This is a genomic window from Candidatus Photobacterium acropomis (assembly GCF_030685555.1).
GTDB lineage: Bacteria > Pseudomonadota > Gammaproteobacteria > Enterobacterales > Vibrionaceae > Photobacterium > Photobacterium lucens.
On the sequence record NZ_CP131608.1, the window covers coordinates 270,604 to 289,055 of the forward strand.

The 18,452-nt window shown below is 39.4% G+C and carries 21 protein-coding genes; 4 read left to right on the forward strand and 17 right to left on the reverse strand.

The annotated features are described in order from the left end of the window. Positions 1-105: 105 nt before the first annotated feature. The gene (locus tag Q7657_RS01225; RefSeq protein WP_107167188.1) at positions 106-1,311 is read left to right on the forward strand and encodes an acetate/propionate family kinase; all 1,206 of its coding nucleotides are present in this window, start codon (positions 106-108) and stop codon (positions 1,309-1,311) included. A gap of 275 nt (positions 1,312-1,586) precedes the next feature. On the opposite strand, the gene Q7657_RS01230 is transcribed toward Q7657_RS01225, so the two are convergent. The 5 genes from Q7657_RS01230 to Q7657_RS01250 form a co-directional block, all read right to left on the reverse strand. Beyond that, entirely contained in the window at positions 1,587-2,045 is a 459-nt protein-coding gene (locus Q7657_RS01230) for a hypothetical protein (RefSeq protein WP_107167187.1), read from the reverse strand. An 81-nt stretch (positions 2,046-2,126) separates the two neighbouring features. Then, entirely contained in the window at positions 2,127-2,345 is a 219-nt protein-coding gene (locus tag Q7657_RS01235; protein WP_107167186.1) for a hypothetical protein, read from the reverse strand. A gap of 425 nt (positions 2,346-2,770) precedes the next feature. Then, positions 2,771-3,202 carry a redox-sensitive transcriptional activator SoxR gene (soxR, locus tag Q7657_RS01240; protein WP_008988584.1) on the reverse strand — a complete coding sequence of 144 codons (432 nt, stop codon included), beginning with the start codon at positions 3,200-3,202 and terminating at the stop codon, positions 2,771-2,773. A gap of 125 nt (positions 3,203-3,327) precedes the next feature. Further along, entirely contained in the window at positions 3,328-3,501 is a 174-nt protein-coding gene (locus tag Q7657_RS01245; protein ID WP_008988585.1) for a hypothetical protein, read from the reverse strand. A 106-nt stretch (positions 3,502-3,607) separates the two neighbouring features. Continuing rightward, positions 3,608-4,171 carry a TetR/AcrR family transcriptional regulator gene (locus Q7657_RS01250; protein WP_053987792.1) on the reverse strand — a complete coding sequence of 188 codons (564 nt, stop codon included), beginning with the start codon at positions 4,169-4,171 and terminating at the stop codon, positions 3,608-3,610. Between the two features lie 138 nt (positions 4,172-4,309). Between Q7657_RS01250 and Q7657_RS01255 the strand changes: the two genes are divergently transcribed. Continuing rightward, on the forward strand, positions 4,310-4,771 hold the full coding sequence (locus Q7657_RS01255; protein WP_053987793.1) for a DUF417 family protein: 462 nt from the start codon (positions 4,310-4,312) through the stop codon (positions 4,769-4,771). A 16-nt stretch (positions 4,772-4,787) separates the two neighbouring features. After that, positions 4,788-5,033 (forward strand): hypothetical protein, encoded by a 246-nt coding sequence (locus Q7657_RS01260; protein WP_107167185.1) that lies wholly within the window; start codon positions 4,788-4,790, stop codon positions 5,031-5,033. Positions 5,034-5,081: 48 nt separating this feature from the next. Here the strand turns inward: Q7657_RS01260 and Q7657_RS01265 are convergent, their stop codons facing one another. Together Q7657_RS01265 and Q7657_RS01270 are read right to left on the reverse strand one after the other, a co-directional pair. Next, complete coding sequence (locus Q7657_RS01265; protein ID WP_107167184.1) at positions 5,082-6,461, reverse strand: endonuclease/exonuclease/phosphatase family protein; 1,380 nt, start codon at positions 6,459-6,461, stop codon at positions 5,082-5,084. Positions 6,462-6,669: 208 nt separating this feature from the next. Further along, positions 6,670-8,001, reverse strand: a complete 1,332-nt coding sequence (locus tag Q7657_RS01270; RefSeq protein ID WP_107167183.1) for a polysaccharide deacetylase family protein — start codon at positions 7,999-8,001, stop codon at positions 6,670-6,672. A 679-nt stretch (positions 8,002-8,680) separates the two neighbouring features. Between Q7657_RS01270 and Q7657_RS01275 the strand changes: the two genes are divergently transcribed. Continuing rightward, positions 8,681-9,109, forward strand: a complete 429-nt coding sequence (locus Q7657_RS01275; protein WP_107167182.1) for a VOC family protein — start codon at positions 8,681-8,683, stop codon at positions 9,107-9,109. A 72-nt stretch (positions 9,110-9,181) separates the two neighbouring features. Here Q7657_RS01275 and Q7657_RS01280 read toward each other — a convergent pair whose 3' ends face one another. From Q7657_RS01280 to luxE, 10 genes are all read right to left on the reverse strand, one after another. Next, positions 9,182-9,967, reverse strand: a complete 786-nt coding sequence (locus tag Q7657_RS01280; protein ID WP_107167181.1) for a PhzF family phenazine biosynthesis protein — start codon at positions 9,965-9,967, stop codon at positions 9,182-9,184. 23 nt (positions 9,968-9,990) lie between these two features. Further along, positions 9,991-10,449 carry a MarR family winged helix-turn-helix transcriptional regulator gene (locus Q7657_RS01285; RefSeq protein WP_107167180.1) on the reverse strand — a complete coding sequence of 153 codons (459 nt, stop codon included), beginning with the start codon at positions 10,447-10,449 and terminating at the stop codon, positions 9,991-9,993. Beyond that, positions 10,430-11,425 carry a DUF2955 domain-containing protein gene (locus Q7657_RS01290; protein WP_107167179.1) on the reverse strand — a complete coding sequence of 332 codons (996 nt, stop codon included), beginning with the start codon at positions 11,423-11,425 and terminating at the stop codon, positions 10,430-10,432. Before Q7657_RS01290 ends, Q7657_RS01285 begins: the two co-directional genes overlap by 20 nt. 24 nt (positions 11,426-11,449) lie before the next feature. Then, a complete protein-coding gene (locus Q7657_RS01295) occupies positions 11,450-12,499 on the reverse strand; it encodes an HlyD family secretion protein (protein ID WP_107167178.1) in 1,050 nt (349 codons plus the stop codon). A gap of 895 nt (positions 12,500-13,394) precedes the next feature. Further along, on the reverse strand, positions 13,395-13,988 hold the full coding sequence (locus tag Q7657_RS01300) for a GTP cyclohydrolase II (protein ID WP_053987802.1): 594 nt from the start codon (positions 13,986-13,988) through the stop codon (positions 13,395-13,397). Positions 13,989-14,090: 102 nt separating this feature from the next. Next, on the reverse strand, positions 14,091-14,561 hold the full coding sequence (gene ribH / locus Q7657_RS01305; RefSeq protein WP_107167177.1) for a 6,7-dimethyl-8-ribityllumazine synthase: 471 nt from the start codon (positions 14,559-14,561) through the stop codon (positions 14,091-14,093). Positions 14,562-14,620: 59 nt separating this feature from the next. Next, complete coding sequence (ribBA, locus tag Q7657_RS01310) at positions 14,621-15,718, reverse strand: bifunctional 3,4-dihydroxy-2-butanone-4-phosphate synthase/GTP cyclohydrolase II (protein WP_107167176.1); 1,098 nt, start codon at positions 15,716-15,718, stop codon at positions 14,621-14,623. A gap of 33 nt (positions 15,719-15,751) precedes the next feature. Further along, positions 15,752-16,411: a riboflavin synthase gene (locus Q7657_RS01315; protein WP_053987805.1), complete on the reverse strand. Its 660-nt coding sequence runs from the start codon at positions 16,409-16,411 to the stop codon at positions 15,752-15,754. 125 nt (positions 16,412-16,536) lie between these two features. Continuing rightward, positions 16,537-17,244: a flavin mononucleotide reductase LuxG gene (gene luxG / locus Q7657_RS01320; protein ID WP_498827185.1), complete on the reverse strand. Its 708-nt coding sequence runs from the start codon at positions 17,242-17,244 to the stop codon at positions 16,537-16,539. 13 nt (positions 17,245-17,257) lie between these two features. Further along, on the reverse strand, positions 17,258-18,379 hold the full coding sequence (luxE, locus tag Q7657_RS01325; protein ID WP_053987807.1) for a long-chain-fatty-acid--protein ligase LuxE: 1,122 nt from the start codon (positions 18,377-18,379) through the stop codon (positions 17,258-17,260). Between the last annotated feature and the right edge of the window lie 73 nt (positions 18,380-18,452).

The following is an 18,452-nucleotide window of genomic DNA, read 5'->3' on the forward strand; positions in this document are numbered from 1 at the left end:
AGGCAAGCTTGTTGATAGATATATTTTTCGACATTTTCAGTGAGCTGGCTTCAAGGTGGATAGCAATATCCGAAATTTGCCCTTAAAAATTCTGATGAGATAACCATGAGCAATTCTTTAGTTCTTGTAATCAATTCTGGTAGTTCTTCACTTAAATTTGCTTTAATTGATACTGTCAACGGTGAAGCTACGTTAAGTGGCCTTGGTGAGTGCTTTGGCCTCCCTGAAGCAGTAGTAAGCTGGAAAGTAAATGGCGAAAAACACGAATACAAATTAGACGGTTTAGAAAACCACCACCAACAAGCTGTTGACCGTATCGTAGCGCTTGTTGATGAGCTAGGTATGAAAGAAGACATCGTGGCTGTTGGTCACCGTGTTGTTCAAGGTGGTAACCTATTTGCTCACACCGTGAAAATTGATGAGCAAGTTATCGCTGATATCGAATCACTAAGCGATCTCGCACCATTACACAACCCTGCTCATGTTATCGGCATGCGTGCAGCAAGCAAAGCATTCCCAACATTGTCTCAGTACGCGGTATTTGATACTGCATTCCACCAGACAATGCCAGAAAAAGCATATACTTATGCAATTTCTCAAGAAGTTAGCAAAGAGTACAACATCCGTCGTTACGGCTTCCATGGTACTAGCCACTACTTCGTAACACGTGAAGCTGCAAAAGTGATGAACAAGCCAGTTGAGGCTTCAAGCTTCATTTCTGTTCACCTAGGTAACGGCGCATCAGTATGTGTGGTTAAAAACGGTGAAAGTGTTGATACATCAATGGGCTTTACGCCACTTGCTGGTTTGATGATGGGTACCCGTTGTGGTGATATCGACCCAAGTATTCTTGAGTACCTATTGAAGAAAGGTTGGACGCAAGATCGTCTAGAGAAAGAGCTAGTAACAAACTCTGGCTTCCTAGGTGTGTCAGGCTTTACCAGCGACTGTCGTGGCATTATTGCAGCGATGGAAGATGAGACCCATCCAAATCACCACGGTGCTAAGCTAGCATTTGAACTATTTACTTACCGTGTTGCGAAATACGTTGCTTCATACATGGTGGCATTAGATGAGCTAGACGCTGTGATTTTCACAGGCGGTATTGGCGAAAACGCAATGCCAATCCGTAGCGAAATTCTTCGCCTAATGAAGATCTTCGGTTACCAAGAAGATACAGAAGCAAATGCAGCAGCACGTTTTGGCGCACAAGGTGTGATCACCAAGCCAAACACGCCAGTTGCAATGGTTATCCCAACTAATGAAGAGTGGGTAATTGCAAAAGAATCAATGGCATTATTGCACGCATAACTTGCAGTAACGCAATGATTTTCCGAGTGGAACGGCTCGGGTGATACTTTGGTTTGGAACCCCAAAGTATATGGAACGGAGAAACGGCTCTTTGCTTAAGCATCGAGCCGTTTTTTCGTTTTGATTATTACCAGAAAATGCTATCTATCTTTTAAAAGCTATACATACCCATGAGCTAACCTATTTTTGGACAAAAGCGTGTTATGGATACAGCTCTATTTGGGCTTGTCCAACACTTTGGATAGTGTCGGCAGAGTGACACATATTCTTATTTGTTACATGCTCTCCGCTCGCTGCGCTACTAATTGATACAATTCAGTGTAAATGTCAATTGATGGCTCGCCTTCATCATAGGCAAAGTCGCCTTTCGCTTCTTGAGCATAGCGGTACAACCAACCCGACGGATGTTTATCCTGAATAGAAATGCGAGAATTAGATACTTGAGGAAATTGATGACCAGTGATGTCTACATACTTTCCATTAACTTCAACCCAAGCGTGTGAATTTATACCCGGGAATATCTCACTCTGTGTATTTGCACGAATGACTTTAACACCAGAAAATCCTTTCTCTTTTAGGTAGGTACCTAATAAATCAGATACGACTCCACAGCTTCCGCTTGGAAAACTATTCAAACAAGCCCATCCATTACAATCGAGTAACTTATACGACTCAAATTCAATTAAGTACGCCAGAGCGTTTCTAAACTTATGAGTATGATAAATAAAAGACATATTGTTTCCTCGATTTTCATATGAAGCTTAGTTAAGTAGTGAGCAACACAGCAACTAACTTAACTCTTCATGAATTTATTGTTAGGCATCTAGTCCAATGTAGTACTGAGCACTTTCATACGCTTTTTCGATTACGTCTACAACCTTTGGTTTATGAGCAGTACTTGCTGGAGCATATTTTTCAGTTCCCATTACTCCGGCTTTTGCTGATTGCTTAATTGATCCAATATCTATTCCTTTTTTATTCAATTCATAGAATACTGCTGCTAACGCTTTTACACTTAGATCTTCGTTTGTCATGCCGTTTCTCCTTGTTTCTATTTAAATCCATTAAGTAAGAATTACATAGGCTCGCATTTGAAGCTTAATAGTGCATTAATAAGCCTTCTTACTTTCACGCAAAATAAGCTCCCTAAAGCATCACAATCATAATCACTTTAATTCATAAATATCATGAGCTTGATTGCATTATTTTGTTTCAAAGTGTCTATTTGAAATATAGAAAGTAAGAAATGTATTTAATTAGTCTTATTAAATAGAAAACTATAAGAATGAGTATCTGTTCTAAATACTAAAGGGGCAACAACGCGTTACGAAGTGCTAGTTACATGAAAACTGAGTGGAATATATGCGGTAGGGCATTGATGCTTAGCGACTGTTTTAATTTTGATAAGTTATGCTCCGTAAGGTAGAACTATAGTTTTTCTCTATTAATACACGTTCTATTATTTTGGAGCGCTGAGTTTTGCTCCTGCTGTCATGATCCCATTGCTGTCGTTATTGTTATACAGCGCGCAACTTTCCATTGATAAACAGCCACACTGAATGCAACTCCCTAACTGAGTTTGAAGTTGCTTTAATTCATGCATTTTTTCTTCAAGTTTTTGATGCCAAATCGTAGACAGTTGTTCCCATTGTTCTTTTTTCACATTCTCATTTAATGGGATATGAGCTAAGGCTTGTTTGATTTCTTGCAGCGTTAAACCGACATTTTGCGCCGCTTTAATTACAGCAATACGGCGCAGTACAGAGCGCTTATAGCGACGTTGATTGCTCGCCGTTCTATAACTAATAATCAGTTCTTTTTGTTCGTAAAAATGTAATGTCGAAACACTGACTCCTGCGCGTTTCGCAACTTGTCCTACACTCAATTCCATGTGTTACTCGTCTTATTAGGTTTTAAATAACTATGCCATTGTTAGGGAAAGAAAACATAAAGAAGGGAGAAATGTTTGATGTCATAAAGAAAAAGAGCCACATAATGTGTGACTCTTTAGAAAAATTATGGCGTATCGGTTTTACTTTTTGTCTCGTCTTTCACTTGTTTTATGCAACAGCCACCAATACTGTCTTTTTTCGCTTTAATGGAAAGTTGGATGTATAAAAACACGACAAAAAACAGAAACAAAACTAGAGATATAACAACATAGAGTGGAAGTAGTTCGCTTGTGTCCATAAATACCGCCTAATTAAATGATAGTCGTTATCATTTAATATACGCGATAATGGCAAGAGTGCTATTTTGTTTTGACCTCAAAAATGCAAATAAAATAATCGCAGTATTAGCTTTTTAATATCGCAGTCAGATACATGTCTTTGGCGATTGGGATCAGGGACTGATCTTCTGTAATTTGCAAAGTAGCAAGTAAGCCATTGAAAATAAGTTCGGCTTGTTTCGCCTTGTATGTTGCGTCTTTTATCCCTTCGTTCTGCAATAACTCATCTAACATTGTTAATCGTTTTTGTTTATAGCCGCTGCAAATTTGGCCGATATTAGGATCAATTTGATTAAATTCACTGTAAGCCAATTGAAAATAGCAGCCATGAAAAGCATGTCGATTAAACAAGTCTAATAGTCCATCAAATCGGCTAGACAGCTTTTGCTCTAACGTTAGGGTGTTATCACTGTAAAGTAATTCCAGTTTTTCAATCGCTTGTTGGCTAAAGATTGCGAGCGCTTCGGCTATTAAATTCTCTTTTGAATTGAAGTACTTATAAATAGTTGCTTTCGATACACCCGTTGCTGACGTGATGTTGTCCATACTGGTGCCATGAAAACCATATTTAGAACATAACTCAATGGTTTTATTGATAATATTTATTTTCTTTTGTTCTTGTTTGGACATAAATAGCTACCTCAATCGTCATTGCCTTTTATTTTATCAAACTAAACTGTTTAGTTCAAAAATCTTGACAGGTGATAAATTAGCACATAAATTAAACTAAACCGTTTAGTTTAATTTTGTTTTTGGTAGGTAAATAATATGAATAATATAAAGCAGCAGTCATCGGGTTGGGTTAGGACGCCTTTAAGCTATAAAACTGGCGTTTTCGGTGTTGTTTTACTTTTACTGTGGATCGGTATTTTTAAATTTACTCCCACAGAAGCAGCAGCAATAGAGCCATTAGTGAAAAACCACCCGCTTATGGGCTGGCTATATAGCATTTTATCTGTTCAGGGTGTTTCAAATTTAGTTGGTATCAGTGAAATCATCATTGCGGTTGGTTTGATTTATAGCTTCTTTAATCCAAAAGCTGGGGTGTTTTTCGGTGTTCTAGCGAGTGTCCTTTCAATTGTGACGTTAAGCTTTTTATTCACAACGCCTGATACATGGAAAATGGTTGATGGTGTTCCTACGACATCATTCTTTTTAGTGAAAGATATTTTATTCCTAGCGGTATCTTTACAAGTTGTTGAACACAATAAGAAATTACTTTCTCTGTAGTTAAAAGGAAATGAGTATGAAAACTGTATTTAAAACATCAATCTTAGCGGCTTTTATTTTCTTCTTTAACTCTATGGCATTGGCTAAAGATGGCGATTTTAAAGGCAATGTTAGCTTTGATACGATGAATGAGAATCAAGTATTAAGTTATCGTTATATGGAAGGAAAAACGGCAGAACGATCGCATTCAGGTGTGGTGTTTGAGCATAATGCCGCCACTTTATCATTTGAAGAAAAGTTACTCTCTGCTGCGGATAAATGATAACGAGATAAAAAAGCCGATCTGATGATCGGCTTTTATCGTGATGGATTAATTAAAACGGGCTTTTAGCCATACCATGCGGTGATCCGATGAAATATCTTTACCCTTGCCTTTACCTATGCGCTCATCGTTCATCAGTAAATAGCCAGCTTCGTTCGGTGCAGGCCAGTACACACCAGAATCAACAATATTTAGATTACTTGATGGAATTGCGTGATCCACTTGTAAACCAAAGGTGCTGGTTAAACGATTAGGGTATGGGTTATCTTGGCGACATTCACCACTTGGGAAGCAGTATTCAGCACCAAAGCTGGTTGGAACATAAGCGCCATTGGTCGCTTCTTGATTCACACGCTGATGCTTTAATAGGGTATCGATGGTTTCGATAAAGCCGTCACCTGCTTCAGGATCGGCATTAAGATCGCCCACAATCACAAACTTGGCGTTATCCGCTAGGCCGCCTTTGTTACCGTTGTCATCGTAAATAAACTCAGCACCATCGATATAGTCAGTCCAAAATTGGATTTCATCACGGTTTTTCAGCTTGTTATTTTCTGTAACAGTATCAAATACCGGTGGTGTTGGGTGTGACATGAGAATATGTACTACTTGATCACCAGAAGGTGTTGGAATAATCACAGGTGCATCAACATGGTTTTTCGATGATAAACGTAATTGTTGCCACTCAGCATCGCTATACCAGTTATCTCCACAACTCATGCCTGCTGGAATTTTATTTTTTTCATCATTACAGTTGTTGATCACAGGCATGGTTGCTGTCGGTAAGTCTTTCCATTTGAAAGTTTGGAAAGTACGAGTGTTTTTATTATCAATTTTAAATTGAGACATGAGAGCAAACGCATACTGACCATGATATTGACCAAAGCCCCACGCATCATTTGGACCGCTATTTACTTTCCCGTCGTTATTCAGATCCAAGCCACTCATTAAACCTGTGTTTGTTGCATAGCTTTCGGTAAATGGATAGTGAATTGGTGATAGGGTATTGCCACCATCAATGCTATTTAGGCTTTGTCCTACTGATAAGTAGTTATCTTGGAAACCCTTTAAGGCGGATAAGTCATCGCCTGTACCATCGTTATTGTATTCTGCCAGTAAAATAATATCAGGGCGTTGGCTTTGAATAATGGCTGCAACGTTTCTGATTTGAATGATCTTTAGTGCTTTCGCTTTGTCATCAGCACTTAGCGTATTGGCAATAAAACCATCCACTAATGTTTGTTGTACAGACGGTGTTGTTTGCATCTCATCGACAAGTTGTTCAAACGTAAAGCGGTCAAATGACAGGTTAAACGTAGCAACAGAGACTTCACGAACAGGGATCACATCGTTGTCGCTTTCAAATACACAGCCTGTTAATAAAGCAGATGAAATCGCAACAGCAGCAAGAGTTTTAATTAGTTTCATTCAATTATCCATATTATTGATAGAAATAACGGTGGGGAATTGCCGTGCTGCATAGTAACTTTCTAGTGGTAAATAAATGTGATGTGAGCACGATTTAATGCAATTAATGGCAATCGTTTGCGTTGTTTTGTTTGTTTTTACGCTCAAGATCGCAAAATAAAATAAGGAGGACTGAGCCTCCTTATTTGAATATCAGCTAATTATGTTGCTATTTGGGCATGATACAGTGTGGCAGGGGTTGCCAAGGTGCTGATGGGTATAAGTCGGGGATTTGATGGCTTGTCCACCATTTAGCGACATAGGTTTTATCATTAAATACAACGGTATCGCCTTTTTGATAGGTATCATGTGGTTGCCATTGCTTATCGGCACATAGCGTGAGTGGCTCTGGTGTTACCATCCAATCAATCAGCTGTTTGTGATTAACGAAACGGACTTCCGGTTTACTTAAGGCATAAGCGATGAATTGTGTGAGTACCGAACGGCGTGATGCTACGGTGGTTTCCGGCTTATCACCGTGTTCTTCACCGTTTAAGTAGCCATAGAAATCAGAGTGTAGTCCTAACACGAGAGGTGCTTTGTTCCCGGCAAGGCGTAGATCTAAATTGTACTTATATATGGCGAGCACATCATTGGCATTGAGACCTGCGGCAAAGTAGGTCGGTGTTGAGTAAAGGTTCCAGTCAAAGTTATCGCCTTTTCCTGATTGTGTATCAAACCAAGGTACACGGGCTGCGATTTTGTCACGTAATGAATAGTTTAAGCCGTAATCGGCAACGACATCATTCGGTGGCACAATCAGTGTATGTAGTGGAATTTCCCACAGCTCCGGATAATGATTGATGGCAGGTTTCCAGCCGCCATTAACCGCAACATCATGATCAGGGCTACCGTTATCTAAAGTGTAGGGCCAAAGGTTATTGGTGCCATTTTGATCCCCCGAAATACCAGCAGGGAAGCTAACATCATAACTAATACCATTATTGATAAGTGCGGTGAGTGAGTTGTCGTTATAAGTTAAAAATGGGGCGCGATAACCATATACTTTCTCAACACCTATGCCGTCTTCTTGCTCTGAGGCCGTTAAAAAGCGGTTACAGGTTGCAATTTCACTGTCCCATTGCTCTGCTGTCATTGTCCCCGCGCCATCATGTGGATGGCTTTCACTGTGGTTACCAATATCGTGACCTTGATATTTCATGAGTTTCCACAGGTTGGTGATCGCCTCATTGCCTCTTGCTGTGGCACAGTTAACAAAGAAACTGGCTGATAGCGGTTTTCCTGCATAAGTGTCGTGACCTTGTGGGTTGCTATAAGACGCCAGCATGTCTACCACCCAAGCAAGTCCATCTTCAGTGACATTATCGTCAAAGCCGAAGCTGACAAACATGGGGGTCTTCTCTTTGGCTATCGGAGATTGTTGTGAGGGTGCAATGTTTACGTTAGCTGCCAAGGTTGGCATCGCTGTCAGCATTAAAGAGCCAGCAAGGATGATTTTATTGTTATAACGTTTGAGTTTAGGGCGGAGGGTATGCTTCATTTCAATCCTTTCCATTTGATATTATTGATTGGACGGAAATTAAGATAGCGATGAAGTTTTATAAAAAGCGAATAGGATAATGTTTTAAAAGTTATTTCTTTTATCGCTTTAACACTCTATTAATGAACTTTTCATTAAGGTTGTGTTTTTTATTGAAATGGCTCGTAAGTATTTTTGGCTGTCATATTATTCCTTTGCTAAATAGAACGGTATTTAAATGATGTTCTAGTTATCAGTAATAGAGCAATTTCATTTACGTATAAAGTTAGAGAACAATATATAGCGTTAAATGATAAAGATGCCGATGATTAAAGGTAGGCTTGCTATCAATATAAATGATGTAATTAGAATAATTATATTTCTGATTAATTCTTTCATTCTGTCTTTTTGTGGTTATATATTCTAAGTGTGTCTATTATATTGAAATTTAATGTTAATTTGTTAATTAAATATATTTTAAATTGCGATGTAATTCGTCTGATCATATTTATATTTAATAGATTGGTTTTTAATTTTATAAGTTTTTAAATAATAGGTGTTTATTCGGTTCTATGTTTTATATATGCGTTTTTATGCTGCTAATTGTGGCTGGTTTTTAACTTTATGATCTTCTTGACCTCAAGTTAGCTTGAGGAATTAAAGTGGCGACATACTTTAATAACAACAAGGAAATAACGTCATGAACGGATATGTAGAACACATCAATATTCAACTTAAAAAGCCAGAGCAAACCATCCACTTTTTATTAACGGCGTTACCTAAATGGGAGGTACGTGGAGAAGGAAAACTGGATGATTGGTTTGGTAAACCGATCCATTGGTATCACATTGGTGATCAACACAGTTATATTGCCATTAGCTCGGGTGGTGTTGGGAAAGTGCCAGATTGGAAAGGCGATCAATCTGGTTTTAAGCATCTAGGTATTGTAGTAGAAAGTGTCGATTCAACCGTCGCAAGGCTTAAGAATGCAGGCTATGAATTAGATCATTGGGGCGGCGATCACCCTTATCGTCGTAGCGTCTATTTTCTTGATGATAACAATCTAGAGATCGAGTTTATTGAATATCTGACAGGTGATCTTGCTCGAAGAAATGATTACAGCCAGTAAATCTAAAACAGTATCGGTAAAAAAGGAGAGAACGGTTATCTCTCCTTTGTTGATATTGGCACTTTTTCAGGCTTATAAGTAAACCTTGCCACGGAGATATAGTACTGCCGATCCAGAAATGATAATTCGATCATCTTCGATCATTTTACAGTGTAAAACACCACCACGTTGTGAGGCTTGATAAGCGGTTAATTCACGTTTATCGAGCTGCTGTGCCCAATAAGGAGCAAGTGCAGTATGAATAGATCCGGTTACAGGATCTTCATAACCCCCATTAGCGGGCCAGAAGTAACGAGATACAAAATCGTATTGGGATGATTGGGCTGTTACTACAATATCGTGAGGCGCTAACTGTTTAAGTCGCTCTGAATCACAGACAATATCGTGTACTGCTTGCTCATTCGGTAATACTGCTATGTAGGCTTGGCGATTTTGTAACACCTTGATAGGCGCAATCGACAGACCATCCAGTAATGCTTTCGGTGGCGTTACTTCCAGACCTGCTTGGCAAGGAAAATTCATTTCAATGTTGCCATCATGGTTTTGTTCTACTGTCAGTGTGCCGACGTGCTCTGTGGTAAAGGTGATCTTGCCTTTGAGGTTGTAATACTCGTATAAAACAAATGCCGATGCGAGGGTAGCATGACCACAAAAATCAATTTCTGTTAGTGGTGAAAACCAACGAATAGCGTAATTATTCTCGCTGTTACGGAGGATAAAAGCCGTTTCTGATAAGTTATTCTCTGCCGCTATACGCTGCATTAATGCGGCTTCTGGAAAAGTGGTAACTGGCATGATTGCCGCCGAGTTACCTTTGAAGTGTTGGTTGGTAAAAGCATCGACAACGAAAATATCCATATCGTATTTGTCCCTGAAATGAATTACGAATTAACGAGTATATCGTGGCGAATTAATTTTTTGTTAAGTTTGAATAAAATATCACGCTCTTCATCGCTTAATGGGGCGAAGAAATCGTGATTGATATTGGCGACACATTGCGTTGCTTTTTGTGCGATGTCGTGACCTTTTTCAGTGATCACCAGATAGCGTGCTTTTTTATTTTGCTCTGATTTCTTAACCGTAATTAACTCACGTTTAATGCAGTTATCGATTAAGCGTTTAGTGACTGAGCGTTCACGATGAAGCGCATCAGAAACCGCTTGTTGCGGAACTTCACCTAAATGCCCTAGTACACGTAATGCACCTAACATTTCTAACGTAATATCAAATTCAGTGGCTAACGCAGAAGTAGCAAGGCTGCGAAACTGTTTGTAAGCCAGTCCCATAGTAAAAGACAGGCTTTCATTGAGTGCTGGAATATCAGTGTAATTCTGTGACATAACGTTGCTTCGTTGTAGTAAGAAAATAAAACAGTGCCAATATACCTAAAGTACAGCTAAGTTCCCATCCACGAAGAAAAGTGCTACTTAATCCTAACTCACTGTTCGACATATAAAGCTGAATGGGCAACATGGTAGCCAGTAATATATCGGCGTGCAGTTCTTGATGTGGACCTTGATCATGGTAAATTTTATGGGTAATGGCATAGATAAGCGCAAATAGCCCTAAGCCGTAAAGAATAATGTTACTTTGATAGCCCGCGATAAATAGCATAAATACCGCAGCAATGGCACATCCACCTACTTGGGTAATAAAGCGTGATTTCACTACGTTTAAATAAGCCTTTCGGCTGGTTTGTGTGGCTGCTGCAATCACAGGCACCATACAAAATGCACCAGAAACCAGATCGACAATCATTAGAAAGCCAAGACCCAAGCCAATTAAGCTGACTGATATTAAACGTTGTTTAGCAGTAACGGGCGTTGATTTTGGTTTGCCAAATCCTGCCTTTGGTTTAGGTGGCAATAGCCATAAAAACAGCTTGGTAACGCAGATACTCACCACAATTGCGAGTCCCACTTCGTGTAAACGTTGCGGCATATCCATAGTGGTATGTAGCGCAAAGACAACATTTAAAATCCAGTTAATGGTTGGCATGAACAGTGCGCCCACTTTGGCTGGAGAATCTGCCCGTTTTCTTAGTTGATCGAAGAGTACGATACTGATCGTCCAAATAATAAAAGGGTGATCACTAAAAACCTCAGATACGAAAACCGCACAGTAAGCCGATAGCAATACCAAGGCGAAGGTTTTGCTCAATCCTTTCCAACTGTAGTCTTTGACTTTTGTCGCGATGATGATCGGAAATAAAGCAAAATAGACATGTGAATTAACATGGAAAAGTTTTCCGAACATCATACAGATACATACAATCAAGCTAGTGCGTAGTGCATCTGTACTAATTAACTGTTTCATACTTCACTCACCTGAGATTATCGCTTAGTAGATGTAGCGGAATAGGGCAATGACATGGATCCAAGCACTACTGATCACATCTAAAATAGGATTACCATTGAGCACGATAACACTCGCGCGAGAGCCTGAAATCACGTCTTGCTGCGGTACGTTGACTGCGATGCGAGTACGGATTTTTTGTTGTTCGCGGATCCAACGTGAATCGTTACTGACCGTTGATAATTGCGTTAATGGGTTGCTAGCATCAAACACGGCGCGATCTTGGTTTTCTATTTCACCTTTAAATACACGTCCAGGTTGGGAATCAAAACTTATCAATACATGATTTTCAGGTTGTAAATGGGCAATACCTTTTTCGTTAAAATCAGCGCTTAACCAGCTGTTCTTTTCATTCACAAGAAAAAGGATAGGGGTACCTTTATTCACATAAGTCCCTGCATCTAATTGTAAATTGCTTACTGTTCCCGCTGTTTTTGCCACAACCGTAGTATTAGATAAATCCCACTCAGCACGTGCCAATTTAGCTTGTGCTAGTTCAACGGCTGCGGTGTTTTTCTTACCTGATAGCGTCGCTTTTATTTTAAGTACATCTGCTTGTGCTGCTGAAATGGCGCTTTTTGCTACATCTGCAGCGCTGATGGCATCATCTAACTCTTGGCGAGTGGTTAAGCCTTTATGGCTCAAGGTTTGATAGCGATTTAGCTTGGTCTGCGCATTTTTCCATAAGGTTTTTTTCTGCAATACCACTTGCTCTGCTGCTGCAAGTTGTTGCCATGTGCCAGCATTGGCTTCTTTGGCTTGCTGTAATTCCGCTTTTGCTTGTTCAACGGCAATTTGATAAGGCTTGGCATCAATAGAAAATAAAGGCTGATTGGCGCTAACGTGTTGACCATTAATGACATCGACATGCGTGATATTGCCAGAGACTTCAGGGGCAATATTAACCACCGATTTATACAAGGTGGCTTGTGTGGTAAATGGCGATACGTTATCTGCAATTAATAAAAACGCAGAGAAGGCAAGTGCAAAACCAATGACGCTATATAGCATGATGGCGTAAATATTTTTCTTCATTATTGTTACCCATACAACAAAATACAGAGTGATGATATTCTCACTTTGTTGTATCTGCAACATAAAATTTGATGTCAGTATCGATAAATAGATCAAGAGTGTCTATGTTATTGCGAGTAAGAGAAATAAATGACGAGAAAAACGGAACTTAACTAGATGAAAATAATGATATTGTTAGAAAATGCTGATTTTTTAGATGATAAATTTGCCTATTTGGCGATTATCGACCATATTTAATTTAACCTGTATTGAGATAGTTACTCGAGCTTACGGAGGATTGAAGCTGATTTCATAGACTCACGGGTACAGGTATCAGTGATTATTAATAGACCTCTTTGACCCGTTGTTAGTAATCACTCAGTTGCATCGCGCAACATGTGAAAAGTAGACAAAGCAACACAGTAAAAAGCAACATCGTAAGAGCTACGCATGTAAAAGCTTCTAAGTGAAAACTTAGTTGTTAACAATTTGGTAAGTGACACCTTTTAAAAATTTGCTTCTTCGCCAATAAATAGCGGTTCGAACCTTCTATGTCGAACACGGCAAGCTCAACGTAATGAGTGGCGAAGCGTAACAATATTGGTGTGCCGAGTAAGTACACTGATAGCAACACCAAGCCGCACTGCAATAGTGCGGCTTTTTACGTTTTGGGGATTTATTAATATTTTCGAAAATAGTAATGATTATTACGTATTTCTATTGAAAAACTTAATGTGTTGAAAAGTAAAGGTAATATTGTGTTATCCACAAATTTAGTGGGTAACTCTGTGCGGTGAATTTAGCGGTTGGTTGTTTTTTCGCCATTTAACATAAGGGGTGACGTATTGTTAAATGGCGCAATATTAGTCGGCGTTAATTTCTTGTCTAGGGGCGCTCAATATACGTGTTGCGCTGATCATAAAGAGAGGTTGTGATGGCCGTGTAACGCTTTTGTTTTTAGGTAATCTTCGTTGTCTTGTTTGATGTGTACCTGAGTGTTAACCACATCCATGATCTCAATGCCATGTTGTTGAAGTTCATTGATTTTCTTTGGATTGTTAGTGATTAAACGGATCTTGTTTATGCCTAATGCCATTAATGCTTTTGCCGCTTCACTAAAATCTCGTAGATCATCTGCGAAACCTAAATGGTTATTGGCTTCATAGGTATTCATGCCTTGGCTTTGTAAGTGATAGGCATCGATTTTATTGTATAAACCAATTCCACGTCCTTCTTGACGTAGATATAAAATGATCCCACCGAATTGGTGCATTTTTTCTATTGTTTCGTTGAGCTGCTCGCCACAATCACAGCGCGAAGAATGAAAGACATCACCAGTTAAGCATTCTGAATGTAAGCGAACTAAAGGGGCGGTTGTGGTATCTGCTTGTTTAAAAATAATTGCGACATGCTCTTTACCTGAATTAAAGCCATGAAACGACAATAACTCCGCTGGGATCTGACTTTTTTGCCCGATTTTAAAAGGCACTCGGGCTCTTACCGTGATCATAATATTCCTAGTAATTCTATTTGAGTTCATTGCTTTAGAAGGGCAATGGCTATGATGAAGTAGGGCATCATAGCCATCATGACGGGTGAAAATATAAGGAAATTAAGGCTCGATTTCCGCTAGCACGTTGATCATTTCTAGTGCACTTAATGCCGCTTCTGAACCTTTATTTCCCATTTTTGTTCCTGCACGTTCAATGGCTTGTTCGATTGAATCCACTGTAAGGACACCGAACGCGACTGGAATTTGATGCTCTAACGCAATTTGCGCTAAACCTTTATTACATTCACCTGCAACATATTCAAAATGTGGAGTACCGCCACGGATCACTGAGCCTAAAGCGATAATGGCATCATAACTGCCTTTTTTTGCCAGTTGTTGCGCCAGTAAAGGTAGCTCGTATGCTCCTGGGCAACGAACAACGGTAATATTACTTTCTTTAACAAGACCTTGGCGTTGTAGGGTATCTAATGCACCAGACAATAGACTGTCATTGATAAAACTATTGAAACGAGAAACGATGATCGCGACATTGGCGTGGGGTGCTGTGATCGCACCTTCAATAATATTCATGGAGCTTCCTAAGTGTATTTGTAAAAAAGAATGATGAATCAATAATATCTAAGTGTTTACTAGTTACAAATATATTCCACAACCTCAAGATCAAATCCTGATAAAGAACGATATTGTTGGCTCTGAGAAGACAGTAAACGAATTTTGCGTAGCCCTAATTCAGACAGAATTTGCGATCCTAAACCAATTTGTCGGGATTGCGGTGCGATAGGTAAAGGTGAACTTGCTTGATGCTCTGAATCTAAGTGGTTTATTTGATTTAGGATCATCGCTGAGGGCTCAATTTGGCTGATGATCACTAATACGCCACCGTCGGCTTGAATGCGCTGCATGGCCGCTTGTAGAGACCATTGCGTTGCGCCAGTATGCAAAATATCTTTCAGTGTATCTTTAACATGGACACGGACTAAGGTCTCACTATCAGGGTTTATATCACCTTTACATAATGCGTAATGCAGTTGGTTATCAATGGTGTCACGGTAGGTGATTAAGTTAAAAACACCATACTCAGTGCATAATTCACTTTCTGATAAACGTTCAATATGGCTTTCTCGTTGGGTACGATACTCAATTAAATCAGCAATCGTTCCCAGTTTTAAACCGTGTTTTTGAGCAAAGACTTCGAGTTGAGGTCGGCGTGCCATCGTGCCGTCTTCATTAAGAATTTCCACAATAACACTAGAGGCTTCAAGCCCAGCTAAACGTGCAACATCACAGCCAGCTTCAGTGTGACCGGCACGAATTAATACGCCACCATCTTGCGCCATTAAGGGAAAAATATGACCTGGCATCACAATATCATTAGCACTGGCATTAGGAGCAATGGCGGCTTGTACTGTTTTCGCACGATCATAAGCAGAGATCCCGGTCGTAACATCGGTGGCAGCTTCTATTGAAACGGTAAATGCAGTTGAGAACTTATCGTGATTGTTTTGCACCATAAGCGGTAAATTTAAGGTCTGGCAGCGTTCTTTGGTTAACGTTAAGCAGATCAACCCGCGCCCATGAGTCGCCATGAAATTAATCGCTTCAGGGGTGATCATGTCAGCGGCGATGATCAAATCGCCTTCATTTTCGCGATTTTCATCATCCATTAAGATCACCATTTTACCCAGACGGATATCATTAATGATTTCTTGGGCGCTACTTAAAGTCATAACAGGTCCTTTTTTATCAACAGCGTAAGTGAGTTATACGATAAAGCCGTGCTTCTCTAATATAGACATAGAGACGTTAGTGTTTTTTTTAGATTCTTGTTTATCAATGCTGATTAATCGTTCGAGGTAGCGTGCCATCATGTCGGCTTCAATATTGACCTTTTGACCAACGGTGGCATTGGCAAGTGTCGTGTTAGCTAACGTATGAGGGACTATGGTTAATTTAATGACATTTTGATACACAGCGTTGATGGTTAAGCTGGTTCCATCAACGCAGACTGAACCTTTCTCGGAAACGAATTTCTTTAGGTGAATTGGCACGGTAATCCACATATCAAGGGTGCGACCTTTTCGCTTTAACTCAATAATGTCGCCAATACCATCAACATGCCCAGAAACGATATGACCACCAAAGCGTGTGGTGGGTAACATGGCTTTTTCTAAATTGATTTTTTGTCCAACGTGGTAACTGTGAAAAGCAGTACGCTTTAATGTCTCTGTTGAAAGATCGGCAACAAATCCAGTTGGCGTTAATTTAGATACGGTTAAACAAACGCCATTGCTAGCAATGCTATCGCCAAGTTTTACATCCGAAATATCAAGCCGATTGGTATTGATAACCATTGAAATATCGTCGTTATTACGAATAATGGCGCTGATATTTCCAACTGCTTCTATTATTCCTGTAAACATACTATCCCTATAAAAAACTCTATTTATCAGGCATAAGCCAGCAGTTACCCAATAAATAGAGTAAAAATAATGATTAATGACTGATTGAGATAAAAACCATAAATAATGAGATGAATGATTTTTAACTACATATAACTAAACGCATCAGAATACATTTTTCCGACATTGGCTTTTTTCTCTGTGGTAAAAATATCTTTCGCACTTCGGCTCATACCGAATGGACCACAAACATAAATATCAAAGTCAGATAAGTCGGCAAAATCATCCATTACAGCATCAATGACATTGCCAATTTTGCCGTCCCATTCTGTGTGTTCATGCTCGACAACGGGCACATATTTCACATTGGGAAACTGGTCAGCTAATGATTTAAGTTGTTGATCTGCATAAAGCAATTGATGGTTATTTACCCCCCAGTAAAGGTAAATAGGCTGTGATAACTGCTTATAAACACAATGATGAAGAATGCTATTGATGTACGATAGGCCTGTGCCGCCAGCGATTAGTAATAGTGGCGATTCACTCTCATCACGTAACCAAGCATCACCATGTGGCGCATCGATCTTAAACTCGGTTTGATGAATAAACGCATCGATAAAATGCGAAATTGCTTCTATAGCTGATTCTTTGATTGAGCCACCAACATGCAATTCAATTAATTCATTACAGGTTGGACTGTTAGCAATAGAAAAAGGTAGCTGTTTATTATTCAAATAGACAATAGCGTATTGACCGGCTTTGAATTGAAAGCATTGGTCTGGCTTGATAAACACCTTAAAAACATGGCTATCAGATGCTTCAATTTTTATTATTTTGCAATTAAAAATCATCATTCAGTCCTGTTGCTTATTTCAAGCTGGTCGCCATCGATAATGAACAGCCTTTTTGTTCTCGGGTATTTAAACGGCGAACAATTTCAACGGTTGTTCCTTGGAATAGATCCGGCTCTTTGATGTTGTGCACAATGCCAATGTCGTCCGTTACAATAAAGGTTGGATAACTCGTCGAGGAGGCATCCATGTAACTCATTAAGCCTTCTTGACCATCTTCAACTGGCATCATCGTGACAGGATCAAGTGCACGAGCATATACCCAAGGCGGAACATGCTTACGTTGACGGTTATCTTCAAAGAAACAAGTGTTTAGCTCTACTTGGTTGAAGGTGTCACGAATCTGGCTTTCATGGAAAAGGTTGAATGTTTCCATTAATAGCTGATTGAAATCTTGACGATTAAGCGCTTCTTTTTGCTTTGTTTTCCAGCCACCACCTGTGATGATGAACATGTGAGCGCCAGCATTAAATTCAATGTTATGCTCTTTCATATAAAGCGCTAACAGATAAATAAAGTACGGAGGGCCAATAAGACAAATACCTTTGCCTTTACGTTGGATCGCTTTTAATGAGGCGATGGTTTGCTCAAAATCAATTTCATCTTCGTTGACTGTAAACGTCGTTGGGTATAACAGCTCAACGAGACTCATGACATATTTGAACCAAACGTTTTTGGCGCTGAAGCGATCTGGTCCCATATTCACCAACTCTAGTTGGTGTTCATGAAACTCACCTAAGTACTTCATGCCGTAATTCACAGAGCCCAGTAAACGTTCGATACTTTGGCGATCACGGGCAATATGGCTTTTAATTCCGCTGGTGCCGCTGCTGGTGAACCAATTTTCAATATTGGTTTCATCGGCAGTATGTAGCTTGGCGTACTTGAACATCGAGGTTGGAAATACAGGAATATCATCGATAGATGTAATATTTTCATCCACACCTTGGACATTACAATAATAACGGTAATCTTCATTATTTTTATAATGGTAGTGGAATGATTCCATTATAAACTTTTGCTTTAATTTTTCTTGCTCATCAAAGGTTAAGGTAAGCGGTGATGATGAGAAAATAATATCATCGAGTTCTGAACTAACAATAATATCGTTAGTATCAATATCTAATAAAGTAGTCATATTACACCTTAATAAAAAAATTAATGGCAGCGTAAGAAGCCACACTGCCATTAATAATGACAATGATTGACGA

Bases quoted from the DNA above. Each gene is read 5' to 3' on its own strand.
- soxR (WP_008988584.1), bottom strand. From the start codon at position 3,202: ATGGAATTGAGTGTAGGACAAGTTGCGAAACGCGCAGGAGTCAGTGTT.
- luxE (WP_053987807.1), bottom strand. From the start codon at position 18,379: ATGACTACTTTATTAGATATTGATACTAACGATATTATTGTTAGTTCA.
- Q7657_RS01225 (WP_107167188.1), top strand. From the start codon at position 106: ATGAGCAATTCTTTAGTTCTTGTAATCAATTCTGGTAGTTCTTCACTT.
- Q7657_RS01255 (WP_053987793.1), top strand. From the start codon at position 4,310: ATGAATAATATAAAGCAGCAGTCATCGGGTTGGGTTAGGACGCCTTTA.
- Q7657_RS01290 (WP_107167179.1), bottom strand. From the start codon at position 11,425: ATGAAACAGTTAATTAGTACAGATGCACTACGCACTAGCTTGATTGTA.
- ribBA (WP_107167176.1), bottom strand. From the start codon at position 15,718: ATGACTTTAAGTAGCGCCCAAGAAATCATTAATGATATCCGTCTGGGT.
- Q7657_RS01295 (WP_107167178.1), bottom strand. From the start codon at position 12,499: ATGAAGAAAAATATTTACGCCATCATGCTATATAGCGTCATTGGTTTT.
- Q7657_RS01265 (WP_107167184.1), bottom strand. From the start codon at position 6,461: ATGAAACTAATTAAAACTCTTGCTGCTGTTGCGATTTCATCTGCTTTA.
- Q7657_RS01315 (WP_053987805.1), bottom strand. From the start codon at position 16,411: ATGTTTACAGGAATAATAGAAGCAGTTGGAAATATCAGCGCCATTATT.
- Q7657_RS01230 (WP_107167187.1), bottom strand. From the start codon at position 2,045: ATGTCTTTTATTTATCATACTCATAAGTTTAGAAACGCTCTGGCGTAC.
- Q7657_RS01275 (WP_107167182.1), top strand. From the start codon at position 8,681: ATGAACGGATATGTAGAACACATCAATATTCAACTTAAAAAGCCAGAG.
- Q7657_RS01235 (WP_107167186.1), bottom strand. From the start codon at position 2,345: ATGACAAACGAAGATCTAAGTGTAAAAGCGTTAGCAGCAGTATTCTAT.
- Q7657_RS01250 (WP_053987792.1), bottom strand. From the start codon at position 4,171: ATGTCCAAACAAGAACAAAAGAAAATAAATATTATCAATAAAACCATT.
- Q7657_RS01260 (WP_107167185.1), top strand. From the start codon at position 4,788: ATGAAAACTGTATTTAAAACATCAATCTTAGCGGCTTTTATTTTCTTC.
- Q7657_RS01285 (WP_107167180.1), bottom strand. From the start codon at position 10,449: ATGTCACAGAATTACACTGATATTCCAGCACTCAATGAAAGCCTGTCT.
- ribH (WP_107167177.1), bottom strand. From the start codon at position 14,561: ATGAATATTATTGAAGGTGCGATCACAGCACCCCACGCCAATGTCGCG.
- luxG (WP_498827185.1), bottom strand. From the start codon at position 17,244: ATGATGATTTTTAATTGCAAAATAATAAAAATTGAAGCATCTGATAGC.
- Q7657_RS01270 (WP_107167183.1), bottom strand. From the start codon at position 8,001: ATGAAGCATACCCTCCGCCCTAAACTCAAACGTTATAACAATAAAATC.
- Q7657_RS01300 (WP_053987802.1), bottom strand. From the start codon at position 13,988: ATGATCACGGTAAGAGCCCGAGTGCCTTTTAAAATCGGGCAAAAAAGT.
- Q7657_RS01280 (WP_107167181.1), bottom strand. From the start codon at position 9,967: ATGGATATTTTCGTTGTCGATGCTTTTACCAACCAACACTTCAAAGGT.
- Q7657_RS01245 (WP_008988585.1), bottom strand. From the start codon at position 3,501: ATGGACACAAGCGAACTACTTCCACTCTATGTTGTTATATCTCTAGTT.